The 25,405-nt window shown below is 29.8% G+C and carries 25 protein-coding genes; all 25 read right to left on the reverse strand.

Going from position 1 to position 25,405, the window contains the following annotated elements:
• Positions 1-121: 121 nt before the first annotated feature.
• The 25 genes from RIN63_RS06445 to fliQ all read right to left on the reverse strand — a co-directional run bounded on the left by RIN63_RS06445 (position 122) and on the right by fliQ (position 25,400).
• Positions 122-4,384, reverse strand: a complete 4,263-nt coding sequence (locus tag RIN63_RS06445) for a PolC-type DNA polymerase III (protein ID WP_310443883.1) — start codon at positions 4,382-4,384, stop codon at positions 122-124.
• Positions 4,385-4,424: 40 nt separating this feature from the next.
• Positions 4,425-5,474: a flavodoxin-dependent (E)-4-hydroxy-3-methylbut-2-enyl-diphosphate synthase gene (ispG, locus tag RIN63_RS06450; RefSeq protein ID WP_310443884.1), complete on the reverse strand. Its 1,050-nt coding sequence runs from the start codon at positions 5,472-5,474 to the stop codon at positions 4,425-4,427.
• A gap of 11 nt (positions 5,475-5,485) precedes the next feature.
• Positions 5,486-6,490: an RIP metalloprotease RseP gene (rseP, locus tag RIN63_RS06455; RefSeq protein WP_310443886.1), complete on the reverse strand. Its 1,005-nt coding sequence runs from the start codon at positions 6,488-6,490 to the stop codon at positions 5,486-5,488.
• A gap of 18 nt (positions 6,491-6,508) precedes the next feature.
• Entirely contained in the window at positions 6,509-7,285 is a 777-nt protein-coding gene (locus tag RIN63_RS06460) for a phosphatidate cytidylyltransferase (protein WP_310443887.1), read from the reverse strand.
• Complete coding sequence (locus RIN63_RS06465; protein ID WP_310443888.1) at positions 7,286-8,035, reverse strand: isoprenyl transferase; 750 nt, start codon at positions 8,033-8,035, stop codon at positions 7,286-7,288.
• Between the two features lie 48 nt (positions 8,036-8,083).
• Entirely contained in the window at positions 8,084-8,641 is a 558-nt protein-coding gene (gene frr, locus RIN63_RS06470; RefSeq protein ID WP_310443889.1) for a ribosome recycling factor, read from the reverse strand.
• 2 nt (positions 8,642-8,643) lie between these two features.
• A complete protein-coding gene (gene pyrH / locus RIN63_RS06475; RefSeq protein WP_310443890.1) occupies positions 8,644-9,357 on the reverse strand; it encodes a UMP kinase in 714 nt (237 codons plus the stop codon).
• Positions 9,358-9,425: 68 nt separating this feature from the next.
• On the reverse strand, positions 9,426-10,073 hold the full coding sequence (tsf, locus tag RIN63_RS06480; protein WP_310443891.1) for a translation elongation factor Ts: 648 nt from the start codon (positions 10,071-10,073) through the stop codon (positions 9,426-9,428).
• 76 nt (positions 10,074-10,149) lie between these two features.
• Complete coding sequence (gene rpsB / locus RIN63_RS06485; RefSeq protein WP_310443892.1) at positions 10,150-10,857, reverse strand: 30S ribosomal protein S2; 708 nt, start codon at positions 10,855-10,857, stop codon at positions 10,150-10,152.
• 130 nt (positions 10,858-10,987) lie between these two features.
• Positions 10,988-11,455 carry a DUF6115 domain-containing protein gene (locus tag RIN63_RS06490; protein WP_310443893.1) on the reverse strand — a complete coding sequence of 156 codons (468 nt, stop codon included), beginning with the start codon at positions 11,453-11,455 and terminating at the stop codon, positions 10,988-10,990.
• Between the two features lie 12 nt (positions 11,456-11,467).
• Positions 11,468-11,779 carry a hypothetical protein gene (locus tag RIN63_RS06495; RefSeq protein ID WP_310443894.1) on the reverse strand — a complete coding sequence of 104 codons (312 nt, stop codon included), beginning with the start codon at positions 11,777-11,779 and terminating at the stop codon, positions 11,468-11,470.
• A gap of 11 nt (positions 11,780-11,790) precedes the next feature.
• Positions 11,791-13,167, reverse strand: a complete 1,377-nt coding sequence (locus RIN63_RS06500; RefSeq protein WP_310443895.1) for a FapA family protein — start codon at positions 13,165-13,167, stop codon at positions 11,791-11,793.
• Between the two features lie 10 nt (positions 13,168-13,177).
• On the reverse strand, positions 13,178-13,927 hold the full coding sequence (locus tag RIN63_RS06505; RefSeq protein ID WP_310443896.1) for a FliA/WhiG family RNA polymerase sigma factor: 750 nt from the start codon (positions 13,925-13,927) through the stop codon (positions 13,178-13,180).
• 20 nt (positions 13,928-13,947) lie between these two features.
• On the reverse strand, positions 13,948-14,436 hold the full coding sequence (locus RIN63_RS06510; protein ID WP_310443897.1) for a chemotaxis protein CheD: 489 nt from the start codon (positions 14,434-14,436) through the stop codon (positions 13,948-13,950).
• A 1-nt stretch (position 14,437) separates the two neighbouring features.
• Positions 14,438-15,052: a chemotaxis protein CheC gene (locus RIN63_RS06515; protein ID WP_310443898.1), complete on the reverse strand. Its 615-nt coding sequence runs from the start codon at positions 15,050-15,052 to the stop codon at positions 14,438-14,440.
• An 11-nt stretch (positions 15,053-15,063) separates the two neighbouring features.
• Positions 15,064-15,495, reverse strand: coding sequence for a chemotaxis protein CheW (locus tag RIN63_RS06520; protein ID WP_310443899.1), 432 nt, complete (start codon positions 15,493-15,495; stop codon positions 15,064-15,066).
• Between the two features lie 11 nt (positions 15,496-15,506).
• The gene (locus RIN63_RS06525) at positions 15,507-17,522 is read right to left on the reverse strand and encodes a chemotaxis protein CheA (protein WP_310443900.1); all 2,016 of its coding nucleotides are present in this window, start codon (positions 17,520-17,522) and stop codon (positions 15,507-15,509) included.
• Positions 17,523-17,524: 2 nt separating this feature from the next.
• A complete protein-coding gene (locus RIN63_RS06530; RefSeq protein ID WP_310443901.1) occupies positions 17,525-18,571 on the reverse strand; it encodes a chemotaxis response regulator protein-glutamate methylesterase in 1,047 nt (348 codons plus the stop codon).
• Positions 18,572-19,237, reverse strand: coding sequence for a flagellar brake protein (locus tag RIN63_RS06535; protein WP_310443902.1), 666 nt, complete (start codon positions 19,235-19,237; stop codon positions 18,572-18,574). It abuts the gene before it with no gap.
• Positions 19,238-20,128 carry a MinD/ParA family protein gene (locus tag RIN63_RS06540; RefSeq protein ID WP_310443903.1) on the reverse strand — a complete coding sequence of 297 codons (891 nt, stop codon included), beginning with the start codon at positions 20,126-20,128 and terminating at the stop codon, positions 19,238-19,240.
• Positions 20,112-21,209 carry a flagellar biosynthesis protein FlhF gene (locus RIN63_RS06545; RefSeq protein ID WP_310443904.1) on the reverse strand — a complete coding sequence of 366 codons (1,098 nt, stop codon included), beginning with the start codon at positions 21,207-21,209 and terminating at the stop codon, positions 20,112-20,114. The genes RIN63_RS06540 and RIN63_RS06545 overlap by 17 nt, the downstream gene beginning before the upstream one ends.
• Positions 21,210-23,237: a flagellar biosynthesis protein FlhA gene (gene flhA / locus RIN63_RS06550; protein WP_310443905.1), complete on the reverse strand. Its 2,028-nt coding sequence runs from the start codon at positions 23,235-23,237 to the stop codon at positions 21,210-21,212.
• Positions 23,238-23,248: 11 nt separating this feature from the next.
• Positions 23,249-24,337 (reverse strand): flagellar biosynthesis protein FlhB, encoded by a 1,089-nt coding sequence (gene flhB / locus RIN63_RS06555; protein ID WP_310443906.1) that lies wholly within the window; start codon positions 24,335-24,337, stop codon positions 23,249-23,251.
• A 14-nt stretch (positions 24,338-24,351) separates the two neighbouring features.
• A complete protein-coding gene (gene fliR / locus RIN63_RS06560; RefSeq protein ID WP_310443907.1) occupies positions 24,352-25,119 on the reverse strand; it encodes a flagellar biosynthetic protein FliR in 768 nt (255 codons plus the stop codon).
• An 11-nt stretch (positions 25,120-25,130) separates the two neighbouring features.
• Entirely contained in the window at positions 25,131-25,400 is a 270-nt protein-coding gene (fliQ, locus tag RIN63_RS06565) for a flagellar biosynthesis protein FliQ (RefSeq protein ID WP_310443908.1), read from the reverse strand.
• Positions 25,401-25,405 lie beyond the last annotated feature (5 nt).

The raw sequence follows: 25,405 nt of genomic DNA on the forward strand, positions 1-25,405 counted from the left end.
GATGTAAATTTAAAAGTAGAACTTTCCTATTCATTATAAAAAATCAAGAGTGGGTTAACCCACTCTTTGCCAGAAAAAACTTATTTTTGTCAAATTAATTATATCACAATTTGAGTAAAAATCAAATATTAAAAAGACTTATTTGATTATTTAATGGTAAATCTCCCAAACAACCATGATTAGTTAGGACTTCCAATACAGGCTTGCTTACTTTGCCTCTATTAACTAGATCCTCTCTTGATATAAATCTAGACATATTTCTTTCTTCTACAATCTTTCTAGCAACATTTTCACCAAGTCCTTCTAGACTTTTAAGTGGTGGTAAAATTCCATTATCATCAATAATAAATTTATCACTATCCGATCTATAAAGATCAACTTTTTGAATTTTGTAACCTCTTGCAAACATTTCCAATACAACTTCTAATACTGTTAATAAATTTTTTTCTTTTGCAGTTATATCATTAAAATTCTTTTCAAGCTCTTCAATTTTATTTTTAACAAATTCACTACCCTTTATAATTAAATCAGCATCAAAGTCATTTGCCTTAATTGTGAAATATGTTGAATAAAATGCTTCTGGATAATAGACTTTAAAGTAAGCAATTCTAAAGGACATCATTACATAAGCTGCAGCATGAGCTTTCGGAAACATATACTTAATTTTATTACAAGAATCTATGTACCACTGAGGCACACCTAATTCTTCCATAGCTTCTTCATCTTCCTTAGATAATCCCTTACCTTTACGTACATTTTCCATAATCTTAAATGACTTTTTCTTATCTAAACCAGCGTTAATTAGAAAAAGCATAATATCTTCCCTTGTTGAGATAACTTTACTTAATGGTGCAATATCATTCTTAACAAGTTCTTGTGCGTTGTTTATCCATACATCAGTGCCATGAGATAAACCACTTATTCTTACTAATTCAGAAAAGGTACTAGGCATAGTATCCATTAACATTTGTCTAACAAACTTCGTACCGAACTCTGGAATTCCTAAAGTTCCAACAGGACAATTAATATCTTCTTTAGTAATCCCTAATGACTCTGTACTAGTGAATAATTTCATAGTCTTTGGTTCATCAAGTGGAATTGATGTGGGATCTACACCAGTCAGATCAAAAAGCATACGAATAATAGTTGGTACATCGTGTCCAAGTATATCTAGCTTTAATATTCTACCACTAATAGCATTATAGTCAAAGTGAGTAGTCAAAACACCTGATTTTTTGTCGTTTGCAGGATATTGAATAGGTGTAAAATCCAAAATTTCTTTATATTTTGGAACTATCATTACTCCTCCAGGATGTTGCCCAGTGGTTCTTTTGATGCCTGTGCATCCTTGTACCAACCTATTAATTTCAGCTGCACTAACACTTAAATCTCTCTCTTCAAAATATTTTTTTACAAATCCATAAGCAGTTTTATCTGCTATTGTTCCTATAGTCCCTGCTCTAAAAACATATCCTTCTCCAAAGAGTTCTTCTGTATATTTATGAGCTACTGATTGATACTCACCAGCAAAATTTAAATCAATATCTGGCTCCTTATCCCCTTCAAACCCAAGAAAAACTTCAAAAGGTATATTATGACCATCTTTAATCATTGTAGTATTACATTTTGGACATTCCTTATTAGGCAAGTCTACACCAGAAGCTATAGAGCCATCATCAAAAAACTCACTATATTTACATGCTGGACACACATAATGTGGTTCTAATGGATTAACCTCTGTTATACCACTCATAGTTGCAACAAATGATGAGCCTACAGATCCTCTTGAGCCAACTAAATATCCATCTTCTAAAGATTTCCATACTAATTTTTGTGCAATTATATACATTACAGCATATCCATTTTTAATAATTGAAGTAAGCTCTCTTTCTAATCGTTTCTCTACAATATCAGGTAAAGGATTACCGTAAACTTGGATTGCTTTTTCATAAGTTATTTTTTTTAATTCTTCTTCTGCTCCCTCAATTACTGGAGGAAAGGTTCCCTCTGGAATAGGAATTATTTCATCAATTGAATCACTAATAAGATTAGTATTATCCACAACTACTTCTCTAGCAATGTCTTGACCTAAATATGAGAATTCATCTAGCATTTCATCCGTGGATTTAAAATATAGCGGTGGTTGTAAGTCTGCATCTTGGAATTTCTGTCCAGACATTAACATTCTACGATATACTTCATCTTCAGGATCCAGAAAATGTACATCTCCTGTAGCTACAACAAGTTTATTATTACTCTTTCCCAGATTATATATTCTCTTATTAATGCTTTTTAGCTGTTCTTCATCTTTTAATTTACCATCCCTAATAAGAAAAGCATTGTTTTGCAATGGTTGAATTTCAAGAAAATCGTAAAATCGTACAATTTCATTAATTTCATTACTACTTTTACTATTCAAAATAGCTCTATATAACTCACCTGATTCGCAGGCTGATCCAATTATTAATCCTTCCCTATTAGCTGATATCATTGACTTCGGAATTCTAGGTCTTCTATGAAAATAATTAACATGTGATTCAGATACTAACTTATACAGATTTTTTAGCCCTATCAAATTTTTTGCTAATATTACTATGTGATAACTTACATCCTTAGATAAATCCTTGCTTTGGTTTAATGTATTGATTTGTTTAAAACTACTGATATTATTTTCGCATAGCATGTTCAATATTTTTATTAAAATTTCAGCAGTTGCAGTTGCATCATCTACAGCTCTATGGTGGTTTACTAAACTAACATTTAGATGTTTTGCTATATTATTTAATTTATGGTTTTTTAATTCAGGAAATACTGCCCTAGATAATTCTAAAGTATCTAAAACCGGGTTATCTAATTCTAAATTATTCAGTTTCATGTTTTGTCTTATGAAACCTACATCAAAAGAAGCATTATGAGCCACCAAAACATCATCTTTAATAAATTCTTTAAAGTCTAAAATAACTTCATGTATACTGGGCTTATCCCTTACCATTTCATCTGTAATCCCAGTTAACTCTGTAATCTTAGTAGGAATTGGTCTATTAGGATTTATTAATTGACTATAAACATCAATAACCTTTCCATCTTTAATCCTTACTGCACCAATTTCTGTTATCATATCATTAATAGCAGAAAGTCCAGTTGTTTCAATGTCAAAAACTACATAAGTTGAATAATCCACATTCTCATTAAAATTAGTTACAATTTGCTTTTTATCATTAACTAAATACCCTTCCATTCCATATATCATTTTAATACCTAATGATTTACTCAATTCCATTGCTTCAGGAAATCCTTGTACTACTCCATGGTCCGTAATGGCTAAAGCTTTGTGACCCCATTCTTTAGCCCTAGTAGCTAGTTTTTTGAGTGATGTTACACCATCCATAGAGCTCATCTTCGTGTGAAGATGAAGTTCTACTCTTTTTTCTATGGAATTATCTTTCCTTACTTCTTTATCAACCTTGTTTAAGGACTTTAGCATAATAACAGTAGTTCTAGAGTAACTATCATAAGTTACATCACCTGTAATTTTAACATAGGTATCATCTATAACATTCGTAAGAAATTCAGCAGATTGTTCTTCAGACAAAAAGACCTTAACTGTTATAGAATCACTTAAATCAGAAATATAAAAGGTGACGAGGGTTTTATTGTTTTTGATTTGTCTAGTTTCTAATTGAAATATTTGACCTTCTACTGTGCAAGTACCAGTTTGCATATTTATTTCATTAACTTTAATTGGCGAGTCCTTAATTTGTTTTCCATACATATAATATTTACTTGATTTATTTGTATTGGTTGTTTTAGTCTTTGTTTCAATGGAATTAAGTGTTTTTACTGCGATTTCTTTTTCTTCTAAATCCTTTAGATTTAAATAATCATTATTAATCAAAAAACCAGAATCGGATACTGTTATTTCTATATTAATCCCTAATTCTTCATAAACTTTATCTTTAATACGATCTTCTAGTCCATTTTTCGTCATGGAATAATATGCTATTTGATTAGGCGGAATAATTATAAGAGACTTATCTTTGATTTCCCATTTCATATCTTCTATCCAAGACTTACTAGACTGTATTTGGGATTCGATAAATTCCAATAGACTATCTTTATAAAAAATTAACTTTTCTTCATAACTTCCTGAAACATTATACTTAAATTTCACCAATATCTTGAACTCATTAAAATAGTCACTAAAAAGATTGTTTATTCTTATAATCATTTCCTCATTTATTAAGCTAATTGATTCCAAATATATTATTAATTCCATTGTATCTTTCATTATCTCAACTTTTTTAATTAGGATTTCTAAGCTTTTTATATCATTATCTTCTTCACTAGTAATTAACTGTGAAAGATACAATTGATTAGTATTCATCTGTAAATTATACCCCCTTACTTATACTGGGATACTACTATTATAGTTTTTCCATTTCTACTAACAACTCTTCTAATAAATCTTCTTCGGGAACTTTCCTGATAATTTCACCTTTTATAAAAATTAAACCCTCGCCATTTCCTCCTGCTATTCCAATATCTGCTTCTCTGGCTTCACCAGGTCCATTTACAGCACATCCCATGATTGCTACTTTAATATTTTTATTTATGCCTTCCAATCTTTTTTCAGCTTCTTCTACAATCTTTATTAAATCAATTTTAGTACGGCCACATGTAGGGCAAGAAATAATTTCTATTCCTTCTTTTAATAAATCAAGAGACTTAAGTATTTCTCTTCCCACTTTTACTTCTTCAACGGGATCACCAGTTAAAGATATTCTTATAGTATCCCCTATGCCCATAGATAATAATGTTCCTATACCTACGGAAGACTTTATTGATCCTCTCCAAATAGGACCAGCTTCAGTTATGCCTAAATGTAGAGGATAATTTACTAAGCTTGATATCTTCTCATATGCTTTAACAGTCAAATTCACATTACTAGCTTTTAATGAAATCTTTATATCATCAAAACCCATATCTTCTAATAATCGTATTTGTTCTAAAGCGCTATAAACCATAGAATCTTCATTTACACCATTATACTGATCTAAAAATTCTTGTTTCAAAGAACCAGCATTTACTCCTACCCTAATTGAAATTCCACTATCCTTACAAGCCTTTACAACTTCCTTTACTTTATCTAAAGAACCTATATTACCAGGATTAAGTCTTAAGCCATCAATGCCATATTTAATTGATTCTAAGGCTAATCTATAATCATATTGGATATCTGCAATTATAGGTATATTTATATCTTTTTTAATAGTACTTATAGCTTTAGCATCATCAATATCAGTAATTGCAGATCTGATAATGTTACATCCAGCTTCTTCTAATCTTTTTATCTGACTGATAGTTGAAATAACATCCTTTGTTATAGTATTTGTCATAGACTGAACTGATATAGGATTTAATCCACCTATTTGTACATTTCCAACATTTATAATTTTAGTTTTTTTTCTATTCAATATATCACCCTCTAAAAAATATTAAATTTGATTATATCTTTATAAGTTACTATCAACATTAGAGATATCAATAAAACAAATCCTATAAAATGTATAAAACCCTCTTTATTTGTATCTATTGGTTTACCTCTTACTAATTCTATTAATAAAAAAATTATTCTACTTCCATCTAAAGCAGGAATAGGTAATAAATTAAAGAATCCTAAATTAACACTAATAAACCCTAAAATATAGAGTAAATTATATATACCCATTTTAGCTGCTACTCCTACTTCATTAATAACACCAATAGGCCCTGACAAATGATCTAATCCTATCTTACCTTTGAATACCATACCTATAAAGTCAAACATCAATCCTAAAAAGGTTAATGTTTTTTCAAATCCACCCTGTATAGCAGATAATATTGACTTTTCGTATGCTGGCGCTATTCCTATCATATATCTTCCTTCACTAAGAGTAGGAGTAATTGAAAAGTTCTTAGTTTCTCCATCTCTTATTACTTCTATATCTATTTCTTGATTTGGAGTAGAATTACTTATAGCCTCTGATATATCTTCCCAGCTATTTATATTAGTATCATCTATCTTAACAACAATATCTCCTGACATTAAACCAATTTGCTGAGCAGGAGAATCTTCAAGAGTACTATCTATAACATTAGTTGGCATACCTATGCCATAAGAAACAATTCCAAATATTATAATGGCTAACAAGAAATTCATAACAGCTCCTGCTACAACAACTGCAATTCTAGAAGCTACAGGAACTTTGTTAAAGCTTCTTGGGTCATCTGAATTTTCGTCTTCGCCTTCCATTTTTACATAACCACCAATTGGTAATGCTCTCAAAGTATATTCTGTTTCACCCTTCTTCTTTTGAAACAATTTTGGACCCATACCTATTGAAAATTCATTCACTTTAATTCCTACCATTTTGGCTACAGAAAAATGGCCAAATTCATGTACTAATATAACCATAAGAAATACAAATACTGCTGATATTGCGGTTAACATTTAAACACCACCTATATATTAATTTAAAAAGATGCTAGTATAATAGTATATTACTGGAGCAGTAAATATTATACTATCAAATCTATCCAATATACCTCCATGACCTGGCATAATGGAACCATAATCTTTGATGCCACTTATTCTCTTTATCTTCGAAGCCACTAAATCACCTAATTGAGCTATCACTGAGCAAACAATAGAAAGCACAATAATCTTCCATATAGGATTTATATTAAAATACATTGCGTATGCAATAAGCAAAATGCAAGACCCAAATATACCGCCTACAAATCCTTCTATTGTTTTATTAGGACTAACTTTAGGACATAATTTTCTTTTTCCAAATAAGTTTCCTGTTAAATATGCAAATGTGTCTGTACCAAAAGCTATAATGAAAATCAACCAAATATACTTAGTATTATCTAAATATATAATATGAAAAAGTAAAAAGGGAATATATAATATACCCATAATAGTTAGTGATACATCTTCTATTGATGTGTTTTTATTAATAACAACTGAAATAAGTAAGGTAATAACAATAATAGTAAATATCAGACCTAAATATTCCTTTTGTAACAAAATACTTATAAACAGTCCTGTTGCACCTAAATAGCCTATTGAGTATATTGGAGTAATATTAAGGTTTTCTATGGCTTTATAAAATTCTTTTAAACCAATAATTGAAACTATATAAACAGCAAAAGACAATAAATATCCTCCATTTGAGACAACTAAAATTAATAGAATTAATCCAATAAATCCACTGAAAAATCTCTTGCTTAAATCTTTCACTTATATTCCTCCAAATCTTCTATTTCTTTTTTGATAATCTATAATAGATAATAATAAATGCATTTCTTTAAAATCTGGCCATAATATATCATAAAAACAAAACTCAGTATATGCAATTTGGTATAGCATGAAATTACTAAGTCTAAATTCTCCGCTTGGCCTAATTAGTAAGTCTGGATCTGGCTGATCTTTAGTATAAAGATAATTAGAAAAGCTAGTTTCATTTAAATCATCAATATTAGTTTTACCCATTTTTATATCATTTAAAAGATTTTTAATCCCAAAGATTATTTCATCTCTTCCACCATAATTTAAACCAATATTTAAGATCATTCCAGTATTATTAGATGTTGTTTCTATGGATTTTACTACTTCCTTTTTTGCAAAGACGGGCAATTTATCAATATCACCCATAACCTTCACTTTAATATTATTTTTATGTAATTTATCTAGCTCTTGTCTTATATATTGCACTAAAATTTTCATCAAACCTTGAACTTCATCCATAGGTCTTTTCCAATTTTCAGTGGAAAAAGCATAAAGTGATAAATGTTTTATTCCTAAATTAGACGCAGCGCTAACGATTTCTACTACTCTCTCCATTCCCTCTTTGTGTCCAAAGTTTCTAGGAAGAAATCTCTTTTTTGCCCATCTACCATTACCATCCATGATTATAGCAATATGTTTGGGTAGGCTTAAGATATCTATTTGTTTTTTTAATTGTTCTACATCTTGATTGATATCTAACATATGAATCACCTCTTTATTAAAAACCCCTTCATTTAAGAAGGGGTTTTGTTATATTTCCATTAGCTCTTCTTCTTTTTTCTTTGTTACTGCATCTAAATCTTCAATAAACTTATCAGTTATTTTTTGAATTTTGTCTTCTGCAAGTCTCTTATCATCTTCACTAATATCTTTGCTTTTTTCCAACTTCTTCAGTTGTTCATTAAAATCTCTTCTAATATTTCTAATTGCAACTTTTGCATTTTCACCATTCTTTTTTACTACTTTTGTTAATTCTTTTCTTCTTTCTTCTGTTAATACTGGAATTATAAGCCTTATTACTTTACCATCATTTGAAGGATTCAATCCTAAGTCTGATTTCAAAATTTCCTTTTCAATTATAGGAATCAGTTTTGAATCCCATGGCTGAACAACAATTAATCTTGGCTCTGGAGCTGAAACACTTCCCACCTGCTTTAATGGTGTAATTTGACCATAATAGTCTACTGTAATCTTATCTAATATGCCCGGATTAGCTCTTCCTGCCCTTATGGATTGTAGCTCCTCTTGGTAAACTGAAATGGTCTTTTTCATTTTCTCTTCTGCTTCATTGTAAAGTTCTAAATACATAATTAATCCTCCTTTACATGTGTTCCTATTTTTTTTCCTAAAACAACATTAATAATATTATATGGTTCATCTATACCAAAAACAATTAAAGGAATTTTGTTATCCATACATAAAGAAGTTGCAGTAGAATCCATAATTCCAAGACCTAAATTTAGTATATCTATATATTTCAAAGTATCAAATCTCTTCGCCTTACTATTTACCTTTGGATCAGAATCATATACTCCGTCTACACCTTTTTTTGCCAAAAGTATTACATCTGCTTCAATTTCAGCTGCTCTTAAAGCTGCAGCTGTATCTGTAGAAAAATATGGATTTCCAGATCCAGCAGCAAAAATAACTACTCTTCCTTTTTCTAAGTGCCTAACTGCTTTCCTTCTAATATATGGTTCAGCAATTTGTCTCATCTCTATTGCTGATTGAACTCTGGTATTAACACCAAGATTTTCAAGTGAATCCTGGAGTGCAAGAGCATTCATTACAGTTCCTAACATTCCCATATAATCAGATGTAGTCCTATCCATGTCTTTACTTGTTCTTCCACGCCAGAAGTTTCCTCCTCCTACAACAATGGATACTTGCACACCTAGATTATGTAACTCCTTTACCTCTGTTGAAATTTGATTAATGGTAACTACATCAATTCCAGTACCTTTAGTACCTGCTAATGCTTCACCACTTATCTTTAGTACTACCCTTTTAAATATTGGGTCCATTGAACTCACTCCTAATGTTAAGTATAGTATTATTCAAATGGAGAACAAGTAACTGTTCTCCATTTGAATTACATACCCATTTGCTTTGCAACTTCCTCAGCAAAATTCTCTTCCTTTTTCTCAATGCCTTCTCCAACTTCAAATCGTGCAAATCTTCTAATCTTTAAATTTTCTCCAATTTTAGAGATTTTTTCATTTAGCAAAACTCCAATTTTTATACTTGGGTCTTTAATAAAGTTTTGATCCAATAAACATATTTGCTCAAAAAACTTCTCTATTCTTCCTTCAACCATTTTAGCTGCTACATGTTCAGGTTTTCCTTCGTTCATAGCTTGTAAAGTTAATACTTCTCTTTCCCTAGCAATTTCTTCTTCACTTACTTCTTCTCTTGAAACATATTTTGGATTAGAAGCTGCTATTTGCATTGCTATGTCTTTAACAAATTGTTTGAATTCATCAGTTTTAGCTACGAAGTCAGTTTCTGAATTAACTTCTACTATAACTCCAATTCTACCACCATGTATATATGATTCTACTAAACCTTCAGATGCTATTCTACCTGATTTTTTTGCTGCTTTTGCTAATCCTTTTTCTCTTAGCAAATCAATAGCTTTTTCTATGTCTCCATTTGTCTCTACTAATGCATTTTTACAGTCTAACATTCCAGCTGCTGTTCTTTCTCTTAATTCTTTCACTGTTGAAGCGCTTATATTCATAAAATCCCTCCTATATTGTTAAAAATGGTAAGAGTATAAGGGACAAACCCTTTCTAACCCTTACCCTTAATTGTTTTTACTCTTCTGAAATTTCTGTTTGCTCGCCTTGTTTGCCTTCTAGAACTGCATTAGACATAGTTTCTGTTAATAATTTTACGGCTCTAATGGCATCATCATTACCAGGTATTACATAATCAACTTCATCTGGATCACAGTTTGTATCTACTATGGCAACTACAGGTATTCCAAGAATTTGAGCCTCTTTAACAGCAATTCTCTCTTTTCTAGGATCCACTACAAATAGAGCGTCTGGTATTCTATTCATATTTTTAATTCCACCAAGGAATTTTTCTAGTCTTTCTGCCTCATGTTTTAACTTAATAACTTCTTTTTTTGGTAGAACATCAAAAATTCCATCTTCTTCCATTTTACCTAATTCATGTAATCTATCCACTCTATTTCTAATAGTCTTGTAGTTTGTTAACATACCACCTAACCATCTTTGATTAATAAAGTGCATATTACATCTTTTAGCCTCATTCTCAATTGCTTCTTGAGCTTGCTTTTTTGTTCCAACAAATAGTACTTCTCCACCATCTTCGACTACTTGCCTGATAAAAGCATAAGCATCTTCTACCTTTTTAACTGTTTTTTGTAAGTCAATAATGTAGATTCCATTTCTCTCAGTAAAAATATACTGTGCCATTTTAGGATTCCATCTTCTAGTTTGATGTCCAAAATGAACTCCTGCTTCTAATAAACCTTTCATTGTAATTACTGACATACTATTCACCTCCAAGTTTTTTTTCCTCCATTCTCTTCATTCATTAAAGAAACCAATTGGCACCCTCTTTAATGTCAAAGAATGTGTGTAATCACTTAAGTAGTATAACACACGATTTAATCTAAATCAATTACTTTTGTGTTTTTTTATCAATATTTTTAATACTGTACATTTTAAGTACAATTTCTATCTCATAAACTCCTTTATTTAACTTTTTAGCAATTTCTTCAACAGTTAATCCAATGGAACTTAACTCGATAATTTTTTTATGAAAAGGATTATCTTGAATTATTTCTGAATTCAAAGTGTTAAATAGACCAATATTAGTATTTGTCTCAATGTAGGTTGATGGATTGTTATTGATTTGAACATTATTATTGCTAATTATACTATTGTTCAACCTATCAAGTTTTGTATCAACTATTTCATCAAAATTATCTACAATGTCTTCTGTCAAGTTATAATATTCTTTTACTTTATCTTCAATTAAATTAAAGTCATCAATCTTATTTTTTTCTTTTTGTAAATCTTTTCTAATAATATAAATCGAAATTATAATTAATACTATACCGATAATATTTATAATCAAATTTAACATTTTACACCTCAATTATATGCGAATATCAATAGTATTTCCTTTATCCATAGAAATAGTCTCTTCAGTCAGTTCCTTGTTTGTCTTATTTGATTTATTCTTTTTTGACTGTTGATTACCTTTGTTGCTTCCTTGATCATTAATTTTTGCATTGCTGCTTTTTTCAGTATCTCTAACTCTACTTTTATCCTTAATAGTTTTCTTTTCTTGTTGAATAAATCCACTATCTATTATATTTCTATTTTTCATATTTTCAATATGCTTGTTACTAGATACTTCTTGGGTTTTCGGTATCATTACATTATGATCTATAGGTTTAATAGACATATTACCACTCCTTAATATGGACCTACTCTTATATCTGCACCATCCCTATAAAAAGTGCATCTTTTCATTTCATCTCTTATGTATAAAAGACTATTTCCAATAATAATTTTAACACCTGGATATATAGTATCTGAAACCTTGATTTGACCCTTAGAAATATCTTTCATCTGTTTATTCAATTCAACTAATTCATTTTCTATTTCAATAATTTCTTGACTTAATGTAGCTTGCGCTCTAGTTAAATTATTATATAATTCTGCTTTATTATTATCTAACTTATTAGATCTCTTTAGCATTTCCAGTACCTTTAATGATTGATTAACTTTTCTTAGATTCTCATTAGCTAATTCTAGTTTTCCACCTAATTCTTCATTTTTTGTTATACTATCAGGATCATTTCCTACTTCTAAAACTGTAGTAGTGGCCATAGTAGATCCAATAACCCTAGCTCTTATTTCATACTTAGCTCTACATGTTCCTCCTACTATTAGACCTTTTTTCCCAAGTACAAGAATGTTAGATTTAGATGAAACATTACTATGCATAACTGCTTCAGCAGTTACATTTTCTCCTACATTAACAACAGAATTTTCAATAAATTTTGCTGACAAATTACCTTTAGTATTAATTATTAACCTATTATACCCTTGTATACCTTGTCTAATTAATATATCTCCGTCACTTTCAATATATCCACCCTCTACTGCCCCTTTAACTTCAACTGATCCACCTGCTATTAATGAAAATCCATTAAGTACATCTTTTTTTACTATTACATTTCCAGCAAAATTTATATTCCCAACGCTATTATCAACATTATCTAATGATAAGACTGTTGATACATCTACTTTCCCATTTTTAAACTCTACTAATCCATCTATCTCTGATATTAATAACATACCATCAGATGATAAGTAAACATTTTTCCCATATCTAAACTTAGGAGTTCGTCCTTTAAGGCTAGGAATCATTGTGCCATTAACCATCATTCCATTAACTCCATCTGTAGCAGGAATAATTTCTGCAAGTTTATCATCTTTTTTTACAGAGTTAATTGAATCTAATTCTTTGTAATCAACAGTACCATCCATATTTATCTTTGGCAATAAAGGTTTTTCCATTGCAAAAAAATATTTTATATCTCCATCCTTACCAGCTTCAGGTTTCTTACCTTCTGCTATGCAAATCTTTTCACCTGTTTGCTTTTTTTCTAGAATTCTAATTAATCGCTCAGTATCTAAACCATATTTAATAAAGTTTTTAATTTCATTAATTATGGAAGTAGTTCCTGACTCATTATTGTAGCTATAGTTATCTAATAAAGTAATATATGCATATAATCCATCCTTGCTAATTTCGAGTATTATATCATTGCTTATTTTATACATACTCCACCTCCTATAATCTTCTACCTACACCATTTTTCTCCAAGTGATTTCTTATTTTTAAAATAGATTTGCTATGTATTTGTGAGATTCTAGATTCAGATAATTCCATAACATGACCTATTTCTTTATAGGTTAATTCATCATAATAATATAAGGAAATAACCTTTTTTTCATTTTTTGATAGGGAATCTATTGAATTTGCTAACAATCTCTCTATTTCTTTTTTTTCGAAAGCACCTTCTGGTGTACTATTGTCTTGAGAAATATTATTGGAATAATCGCCACCTGATATTAAAAACTCCTCCAAAGAAGAAACATTAAATGTAGACATATCTGACATTAACAATTCAAGTTCTTTAATAGTAATATTTAAGTGTTCTGATATTTCATAATTATTAGGTGTTCTCCCTAATCGATTTTCAAGCAAAGATATTGCATTCTGAAGATCTTTAGATTTTTTTCTCAGAGATCTGGGTATCCAATCTAGTTTTCTAATATTATCAATTATTGCGCCTTTTATTCTTATTTGTGCATATGTTTCAAATTTGATGTTTTTAGTAATATCAAATTTATCAATACTATCTATCAACCCAAGTATACCATAACCTAACAAATCATCATATTCAATTTTACTTCCATAAAAGTTATACATTCTTCCAGCCACAATTTTAACTAAACTAACATAGTATTCTATTAATTTTTTCTTAAGTTCTTTATCTTTAGTCTCAGAGTATTCTATCCATAAATTTTCTATATTCATATCATTTCCCTCCATGGGAACTATATTGTTTTTTCTCCATGGCCAATAGTTCTAATATTCAATGAACCATCGATTGAGCTTAATACTATAGTTCTTCCAAAGTTTCCCCCAGTATCTTCTGAAATTATTTTAATGTTAAGCTCACTTAATTTTGCTTTCGTAGCCATAATATTTCTCTCACCTATTTTTAAAATATCATTATTTGAATTAAAATTAAACATTTGTGAGCCCCCTGCAATTTTAGCAACTAAATTGTTTTTATTAGCTCCAATTCTTATCATTGATTCAATTAATTCATCAATTCCAGTATCTGCAAACTTAGCAGCGTTTTGATTATTTTTTATATCTTTACTGGATGGCAACATAATATGGACTAATCCTGCTATTTTATTCATTCTATCATATAAAGTAATACCTATACATGATCCTAACCCTAAAGTAGTTAATACATTTGGTGCCTTAGTCACATTAAGATCTGCCATTCCCACCTTTATAGTTTCAACATTCATTCTATTTTACCCCTAACGCAGTTAATATTTTATCAAATGATGATAGGTCAGGAAGAAAGAATAAGTTTCCAGCTACAAGGTTCTGATCTTCTTCAAAAATAGTTTCTATCATCAGAGCATGGTCTGATACATGACCAAATTGAATTGCTGGAACACTTAGGATGGCACCAGCCATATCAATCGACATTGAAGGAATGGATATAAATATCTTTAACCCTGTAAGTGAAGATAGGGAGTTTGCATAAGAAGATGCTATAATATTACCTACTTCAGATATAGCTGATAAATCCATTTCATCAAGTTCATTATTATCTTTCTTTCTGTTATACAATATATTAGATAAATTAATTGCAGAATCTATATCCAATGCAAACATAATATTTCCTACTACATCTTCAGAAAGTCCAAAATATATCCCTATTACTAAATTTTCTTCTCCCCCTAATACTTGAGCAACATCTTTAAACTCCAATATTCGCACATTTGGAACACTCATATCTACTTTTTTTGATATCATATTTGACAAGGCTGTAGCAGCATTTCCTGCTCCTATATTTCCAAGTTCCTTAAGGATATCAATCATAAAATTGTTTAGATTTTCAACATTAATTGTCATTAATTACACCCCTAATGTTCTAAAATTTTTGATAGTTCCAACAATATTATTAATCTATCATCTGTTTTTCCTATACCATGTATATATGATAAATTATCATTTTCATTAGTATTAGGAGCATTATCAATACTGTCGTTGTGGATTTCCATTACCTCAGAAGAAGAATCAACAATTAATCCAGCAAAAATATCATCATGGGATACAACGATAATTCGTGAATTGTTATTTACTTCAGTAAGTTCCATTCCAAGTTTTTGTCTTAAATCAATCAAAGAAACTACTTCACCTCTTAGATTTATTACACCTTTAACATACTTAGGAGCATTTGGAATTCTAGTTGATTTCTGCATTCTTTCTATAGAAATAACCATATCTATAGGGATTCCATAATATTCTTTGTTCAACTTAAATATAACATATTTATTATCTATCGATGATGACATTTAAATCCCTCCTATATTAATGAATTAACATCAACAATCAATGAGATACTTCCATTACCAAGGATGGTAGCCCCTGACAAATACTTAACTGAAGACAAATATTTACCTATACCTTTGATAACTATCTCCTGTTGACCAATTAAATTATCAACTATTATTCCTGCTTGTTTTTCACCTTTCTTTACTACCACCACAACCAAATCTTCGCTTTTTTCATTATAGTCAATATCTAATACATCTTTTAACCTTATTATAGGCAGAGTCTTTCCTCTATATAGAAATATATCCTGACCTTGCACATCTCTAATTTGTTCGTCTGAAATGTTCGTAATTTCAGTAATAGAACTTAAAGGAATTGCATATATTTCTTCATTTAATCTGACTAATAGCGCCTGGATTATAGCTAAGGTTAAAGGGATTCTAATGATAAATTTAGTACCCTTATCTTTAACACTCTCTATCTCAATATTACCATTAATAGACTCAATCTTGCTCCTAACTACATCTAATCCTACTCCACGTCCAGATACATCTGAAACCTTATCTGCAGTACTAAATCCTGCTGCAAATAACAAATCAATACAGTCTTCTATTGAGAGATTTTCTGCTTCTTTTTCATCTATGATACCTTTGTCAATGGCCTTTTTTCTTACCAAATTATAATCTATGCCTTTTCCATCATCTTCAACTTCAATAACTACATTATTACCATCTGGATATGATTTTAATGTAACTGTACCTTTTTCAGATTTTCCTACTTTTAACCTGTCATTAGGCATTTCAATTCCATGATCAATTGAATTTCTAATTAAATGAATTAACGGATCACCAATTTCATCAATTACTGTTCTATCAACTTCAGTCTCTTCACCACTCATTTGAAGATCAATTTCTTTACCTAATTCTTTAGATAGATCTCTTACTAATCTTGGAAATCTATTAAATACTCTTTCTATAGGGACCATTCGAACTTTCATTACAGCATCATGCAAGTTTGTAGTGATTCTTTCTAAGTATTCGATGGCTTCAGTCATATTCTCTCCTGAACTATTATCACTTAAATCATCCATTCTGGTTTTTATAATAATAAGCTCACTTACTAAATTCATAAGATTATCTAATCTATCGATGTCTACTCTTACAGTTTTTCCAATCTTCCCTGCATTTCCTTGATTAGTTTTTTCAGATTTATCAGTATGGTCAGCATTTGGTAAAATTGAGTCCTCATGTAAATTAGTTTCATTAATTTCTAAAAAATCATCAGAATTAATAATATTGAAATTGCTTACATCAAAATTTGAGACATTAATACTTTGAATTTCAGAAATATTATTTAACTCTTTAACTAATATTGATTTTTCAGTATCACTTACTAAAATAACAGAAAAATTATACTCAAATCTTTCATCTTCTATATCTTCTACAGGTGGGTTAGAATATGCAACTTCTCCAAATGTCTCTAAAGTACTAAATATAATAAAAGCTCTAGCTGACTTTAGCATACATGTTTCACTGAGATAGAAGTCAATTTGAAAAACATTTAACCCTTCTCTAACAGCTTTAGAAATTGAATCTAAAACATAATTATCAATCTCTAGCATGTCCATTTTTTCAATAATATCTTCTTTACTGATTATTTCTTTGCTTAACAACATCGATAATTTTTTAATTAAAGTTTCATTTGATTCAGTAATTTCAGAGCCTTCTTCCACAATTTTATTTACTGAAGAGTCTAATGCATCAAAACATTCAAATAAGATATCGATTACTCCTTCTGAAAGCTCAATCTCATTGTTTCTTGCAGCTTGTAAAACATTCTCCATTTCATGAGTTAAGTTAGCCATATTATGAAATCCCATAGTTCCAGACATTCCTTTAATCGTATGAGCAACCCTGAAAATTTCATTGATATGTCCTAAGTGAGAAGGATTCTTTTCTAATTCTAACAAAACTTCATTCATGCTTTGTAAATGTTCCTTCGCTTCTTCCACAAAAATATTTAAGTATTGGCTAATATCTAAATCCATAATTACACCCCCACCTTTTTCATTATTATACCAGCTATTTCATTTAAAGGTAATATCTCATCAATTAATCTTGTAGATATGGCAGCTTTTGGCATTCCAAATACAACAGAACTAGCTTCATCTTGTGCAATAGTATAGCTATTGGATTCCTTCATTTGTACAATACCCTTTGTCCCATCTGAACCCATGCCAGTTAAAATTATGCCTATCTTAGAGAAATTACTGATTTTAGAAACTGACTCCATTAAAGCATCTACAGTAGGTCGTAACCCCATTACCTGCGGCTTTTTATTTAATCTAACTACCAAATCCTTACCCTCTTTAACGATTTCCATATGAAAATCCCCAGGGGCGATATATGCATGTCCCCTACATAAAACATCTCCTTCTTCAGCTTCTTTTATTTTTATACTTGAAGTCAAATTTAGCCTATCAGCTAATGACTTAGTAAATTTCGGGGGCATGTGTTGAACAACAACTATGGATGCATTAATATTGCTAGGAAGCTCTGGTAATAAGGATTGAAGAGCCCTCGGTCCACCAGTTGATGTTCCAATAGCAATAATATTAGTAAAATTCTTTTGTATTTGTCCATGTTCTATGATAGGTGTATCCAACTTATCTATTCTATTAATTGGTTCTCTATTACATAACTTAGATTTAGACCCAGCTTTAACTTTATCTATGATTTCCATTTTTATATCAGATTGACTTAAACTAAAAATATTCGTGGGTTTTGCTAAAAAATCTACGGCTCCTTCATCTAAAGCCTTAAGGGTTAATTCTGCTCCTTGGGATGTCAAACTGCTAATCATGATTACAGGTATCTTAAATTTTGTTACAATATGTTTTAATGTTGTTATTCCGTCCATTAAAGGCATTTCAATATCCATTGTCACTAAATCAGGCTTCAATGAATCAATTTTTCTTAAAGCTTCTTCACCATTTTTTGCAGTATCAATTACAGATATATCGTCATCAGAATTTAATATATCTGCTAATATTTTTCTCATCAATGCTGAATCATCTACAATTAAAACTCTTATCATTTAAACCAATCCCTTTAATCTTAGAATTCTTTCCTGCTCAAATATATATTTAATTATATTATCTCTTATACCTTCTTCAATGTCTTTAAATGATACTCCTAAGCTATATTTAAAATTTAAACTATCAATTTGATTAATCCTTACTACTACAGCTCTAACAGTTATTAGTGAATCATGAATAGTAAATGAGCAATGAACTTCATCTCCTAACACATGATCATAGTTACAAAATAATTCCATTCCCCCACCAGAAATATTAATAGTTTTACATTCCTCACTTAATATTTCACTTATATCATTCTCAATAATTTCAAAATCTTTATTTACTTTAATAGAGTAGGGAAGCCTAAAATATTTGCGCAACTGAAGTTTTTTTATCTCTGATATCTTTTTTAGTTTTATAGTATATATTGATGTATAACTTCTAGACATCACTTTAGCATTAAAATAATGTATTCCTTTTTCTTTTACATTATATACAACTTTAATACTGTCTCCCTTATGCAAAAAGACTAAATTATTATTCTTTAAAGGTCCACTAACTATTAAAATATCTGATTCAATAGAGTCTAAAATTTGGGAAGGGTAAGCAATTTCGTGATTTTTATATGATTTTATTAGTTCAATCTTAGTGCCAATTTTTAAATCGTCTGCAGCAAATTCCACTTAATCACCTCTTCTTGAAAAAATATCAAATATTTTTTTTGCAAAGCTTAACTTAATATCCTTCTTAACTAAAGCTTGATTATCTAAAAAATTCATAGCCATAGTATTAATTCTTTTAGAAATCGGACTGTTTGGATGAGAAACGGTAAATGGTATTTGATTTCTAATACCCTGAGTAACAAGTTCATTTCTTTCTATATACCCCAAATAATCTACTTGAACTCCAAGAAAATTATTAGAAGTATTAGACAACTTGGTATATATCTCCTTGCCTTCATTTCTACCAGAAACTAAATTAGTGACTACACTTATATGGCCTTTATACTCAGTATGTATTACAGATTTTATTAAGGTATAGGAGTCCATAAGTGAAGTTGGATCAGGCGTACATACAACAATTAACTCAGACGAAGTCATAATGAAATCAGTAACAGCAGGAGAAATACCTGCTCCTGTATCAATAATAATGTAGTCTACAGTAGATTGCAAATTTTCAATCTCTTTCATTAACTTTAAAATATTATCATTATCAAATAACTTCAACTCTTTCAATCCTGATCCACCTGAAATAATCTTAATACCCTCAGGTCCATTCCCCATAATATCGAATATAGTTTTGTCAGACAAGACAATGTCGGCTAAAGTATAATTCATATTCACACCTGCTAATATTTCAATATTACTTAACCCTATATCAGCATCTATTATAACAACCTTATAGTTTAACCTACTTAAAGAAATAGAAAAATTGATAGCGAAATTAGTTTTCCCTACTCCTCCTTTACCACTAGATATAGAAATAACCTTTGCCTTGTTTTCTTTATTAAGATTTTCTTCATCTTTAATAATATTTGTGTTCATTATTTTTCTTAACTTATCTGCCTGATCCATGATGGTTTTTCTCCTCAATAAGCTTTTCTACAATATCCTCTATGCTAACTATTTTAATATCATCTGGCACATTTTGCCCAGTTGTATAATATGAGAGTTCTTTATTAGAAAAATATTTAATGTTTAAAATATTTCCATAGTTTTCAGCTTCATCAATTTTAGTAATAATTAGCTTGTAATTATCTATAAAATTATACTTGTCCAGTAAATTATTTAGTACCTTAAAGTCTATGGTTGCATTAATTAACAAAAAGACTTCTTTATTTTCAGTAGCATTCATAATTTTTTTCAACTCTTCTAATTGCAAATAATCATTATGATTTCTTCCAGCTGTATCAACAAAAATAACATCTTTCGTATTAAAGCTATTTAATGATTTAGTCATATCATCCGTATTATATGCTATTTCTAGAGGTAATTGTAAAATTTCGCTATAAATCTTTAGTTGTTCCACTGCAGCAATCCTATAAGTATCAGATGTAATTAGTCCAATATCGTATTTGTTCTCAAGAACTAAATTAGCAGCTATCTTAGCTAAAGTTGTAGTTTTTCCAACACCGGTGGGACCAATAAAGTATATGATCTTTTGTTTCTCATTAATTTGTATGGATTGAGGACTACCTAAAATCTCTGATAAGCTATATCTAACAATCTTTTTAATAGTTGCGTTATCTTTTTCTTTTAGATTAAATTGTTCTTCGATTTCCTTTAGTAGTTTACTTGAAATAAAAGGATCTACGCCATTGTTAATAAGTCTTTTATTCCATTCATCCATAATTAGTACTAGGTCATCACTGTCATTTTTATTAACTGGTATATTTTTCATGATATTTTTTAATTCAATTAGTTCTTCGTTAATATTATTTAATTTAGACTCATAATTATTAATGGATTTTACTTTTAATAAATCCTTCTCCTCAAAGGCAGCTGTAATTTCAACTAGAGGCTTCTTTAAAAAACCCCAAAAGCCCTTAGCCCTGATAGTTTTAGTGTTTAGTACAACAGCATCAGGGCCTAACTCCATCTTTAATTTTAACATTGCTTCATGAGCAGTTTGTCCTATATATTTCTTGATTTTCATCTATATACCTACCACCCCAACAGATTGAACTTCAACATTTGATTCAATCTCATTATATGATACTACTATTACATCTCTAGTCATTTGCTCTGTTAATTTTTTGAAATATAGTCTCACTATTGGTGCTGTTAATACTATTGGTTGTTCACCAATAGATGTTAGTTTTTGCATTGTCTTAAAAGTATTGTTAAGAATTGTTTGTGCTTTGTTTGGATCAATGGATAAATATGATCCAGTCTCAGTCTTGTTAATAGAGTTCATAATAAGCTCTTCTACTGAGTTGTCTAAAGTAACCACATTAATACTATTATCATCTACATATTTATTAGTTATATATCCTGACATTCTTTGTCTAACATATTCTGTCAATAAATCTGTATCACTAGTTATATTACCATAGTCTGCTAATGTTTCTAATATTGTAACCATATCTCTGATGCTAATTTGCTCTCTAAGTAAATTTGATAATACCTTTTGAACTTCACCTAATGATAATATCTTTGGCACTACTTCTTCTACTACTGCTGGATATTCTTCTCTAACATTTTCTATTAAAGTCTTAACATCTTGCCTACCAATTAATTCGTAAGCTCTCTCCTTAATTACTTCAGTTAGATGTGTAGCAATTACTGAAGGAGGGTCAACAACTGTATAACCAAATATTTCAGCCTTTTCTCTCTCTTTCTCAGTAACCCATTTAGCTGGTAATCCAAAAGCTGGCTCAACAGTATCTATACCTTCTATATCCCCTTCTCCCATTCCAGGGTCCATAGCTAAATAATGATCAAAATATACTTCACCCTTGGATGCCTTAACTCCTCTTATTCTAATTAAATATTCATTTGGATTTAGTTGAATATTATCTCTTACTCTCACTATTGGTACAACTAAGCCAAGTTCCATTGCAATCTGACGTCTTATCATAATGATTCTGTCTAAAATGTCTCCCCCTTGACTTACATCTGCAAGTGGGATAAGCCCATAACCAAATTCTAGTTCTATGTCATCAACTTTCAATAATCCTAATACATTTTCTGGTCTTCTTAGTTCCTCTGCCTCTGACATTTCCTGTATAGGTTCAATTAGTTGCTCTTTACTAACTTTTTTAGATTTTAATCCAGCAGCTATAAATATAACACCTAGTAGAATATTTGCTACCACAGGTAAAGGTGTAAATATACCTAAAGCAAACATAACTCCTGCAATTATATATAATATTATTGGATTATTACCAAACAATTGTTTAATTAAATCCTGGCCTAAGTTAGAATCAGATGCAGCCCTAGTTACAATTAAGCCAGTAGCGGTGGAAATAAGCAGAGCTGGAATTTGTCCTACAAGTCCATCTCCTACAGTTAATAATGTATATCTTTGGAGAGCCTCATCTAGAGCCATTCCCTTTCCTATAATACCAATCAAAAACCCTGCACCGATGTTAATAATAGTAATAATAATACCCGCGATTGCATCGCCCTTTACAAATTTGCTGGCTCCATCCATAGCCCCATAGAAATCAGCATATGTTTGCACATCTTTTCTTCTTTGCTTTGCTTCATCTTCATTAATTAGTCCTGAATTTAAATCAGCATCTATTGCCATCTGCTTACCTGGCATAGCGTCTAATGTGAATCTAGCAGCAACTTCTGAAACACGTTCTGCACCTTTAGTTATAACTAAAAAATTTATTAAAACGATAATTAAAAATATTATTAAACCAACGATATAGTCTCCCCCAATTACAAAGTTTCCAAAAGCCTCTATGACATTACCAGCATCTGCATTTAAAAGAATACCTCTAGTAGTAGAAATATTAAGGGCAAGTCTATATAATGTGGTGAGCAATAATAAAGATGGAAAAACTGTAATTTTTAATGCATCTTCTGCGTACATGGACAGTAATAAAATCAATAAGGATAGAGAAATATTCAAACTTAGTAAAAAGTCTAAAACACCTGTAGGTACAGGTATAATAATAATAAGTATAATTCCAATTATGGCTAAAGCAACTAAAATATCACCTAACTTCATTATCTATCCTCCTAAAAATTATCCTTAAGACTATATACATAAGCTAAAACTTCAGCAACTGCTTCATAAAGTTCCTCTGATATCATATCACCAATTTCAGTGGAATCATATATAGTTCTCGCAAGGATTCTATTTTCTACAATTGGTACATTGCTTTCTTTACCAATCTTCTTAATATTTTGTGCGATCATGTCTGCACCTTTACCTAGTACATAAGGAGCATCGTAGCTATCCTTGTCATATTTTATAGCTACTGCATAATGAGTAGGGTTTGTAATAATAACATCAGCTTTTGGTATATCCTGCATCATTCTACTCATTGCCATTCTTCTTTGCTTTTCTTTGATTTTTCCTTTAATAAATGGATCGCCTTCAGATTGCTTATATTCCTCTTTAACTTCTTGCTTTGTCATTTTAAGATTCTTTTCATGTTCTCTCCATTGGAAGAAATAATCCATAAATGCTAGAATAAGTAATACTCCTAGAATACGAAGTACAAAATCAAACATCAGATTTGAGAAATCTATAAATGAGTCAAAACTTTCCATGCTTGAATACTTAATTATTCTAGTTATTTGATCGTTAGCATATTTAACTGCTACATAGCCTACTAATCCAATCTTCAAGATTGACTTTAAAAGTTCCATAAGAGCGCGTTTTGAAAATATTTTTTTAAAACCTTCTACAGGATTTAACCTGTCAAATTTAATTTTCAAGGTTTTTGAAGTGAATAAAAAACCTACTTGAAAATAGTTAATAATTAATGAGGATAAGAATGCTACTGCTAAAATTGGTGAAATAACTATTAAAAACAAAGTTAGTATTTTTAAAGAGTTGATCATTAGATTATTAGGGTTTAAAAATGTTTCAATGCTACTAATTTCACTAAAAATATCCATCATAAATTGTTCTAATTGATTAGTAATAAATCCACCAAATAATTTTAATCCGAAAAAACAAGAAAACAATATTACTACAGTATTGATTTCTTTGCTTTGAAGTACTCTTCCTTCTTCTCTAGCATCTCTTCTTTTTTTTGGACTAGGTTTTTCTGTCTTTTCGTCAGATGCAAATAATTGTAAATTTATTTTTAAAATCATATCATCAACCTTTTTTAAATCTTTAAGAAGTTATAAATATCATTAGTAATTATATCAAAAATACCCTGAGCAGCATTGAAGAATACTGGCATACTAATTAGTATAATTAACAATCCAATCATTACCTTTAGAGGCATACCAACTACGAAAACATTCATCTGTGGTATAGTTTTTGATATAATACCTAGTATTACATCTGTCAGAAATATAATTGCAACTATTGGCGTACTGAGCTTAAATCCTATTTCAAAAGATTTTACCAAAGTATTAATGAGAATATTTATAACATCACCTGTATATTGAAAACTACCGATAGGTAAAAATGTATAACTATCTACTAAAGCAGTAATTATAATATGATGTCCATTAATACCTAATAATAATAAAAAAGAAATAATATAATAGAAATTTCCCATCAAAGGAACTTGAACCTTATTTTGGGGGTCTATTACATTTGCCATACCAAATCCAATTTTCATATCGCCAATTTGGCCCATTACATAAAAAGCTGAAAAAAAAGCATAACTTATGTATCCTATTATAATTCCAATAATTAATTCCTTAACTAATATCAACACCAACATATCATTTGTAAAATCATATGAAGAAGGTAGTACCAATGATATTAATAAAGATATAGAAAGAGTAAGACCTATTTTCATGGTATTTGGTATATTTTGCGAACTAAAAAATGGAGAAAATATAAAGATCCCAGAAGTTCTAACCATAACCAGTAAAAATAACTGAAACTCATTCAAAAGCAAATCAATAATTTCTTCCATTAGAGCCACCCTTAGTAAATATATAAATTAATATTAGTAAGTAATCCAGAAGTAAATTCAGTAATTAGTTTAATAATCCATGGACCGAATATAAGTATAGATATAAATACTGCCACTATCTTTGGAACGAATGCCAATGTTGCCTCTTGAATCTGAGTAACAGCTTGAATGACGCTAACAATCAATCCTACAATTAAACTTATTATTAACATAGGAGCTGCTGTGAAAAGAACAGTTCTAATAGCATCTTGTGCTAATCTTAACATATCCACATTATTCATTTAAT

The sequence above is a fragment of the Tissierella sp. genome, assembly GCF_031460495.1.
GTDB lineage: Bacteria > Bacillota > Clostridia > Tissierellales > Tissierellaceae > JAVKTS01.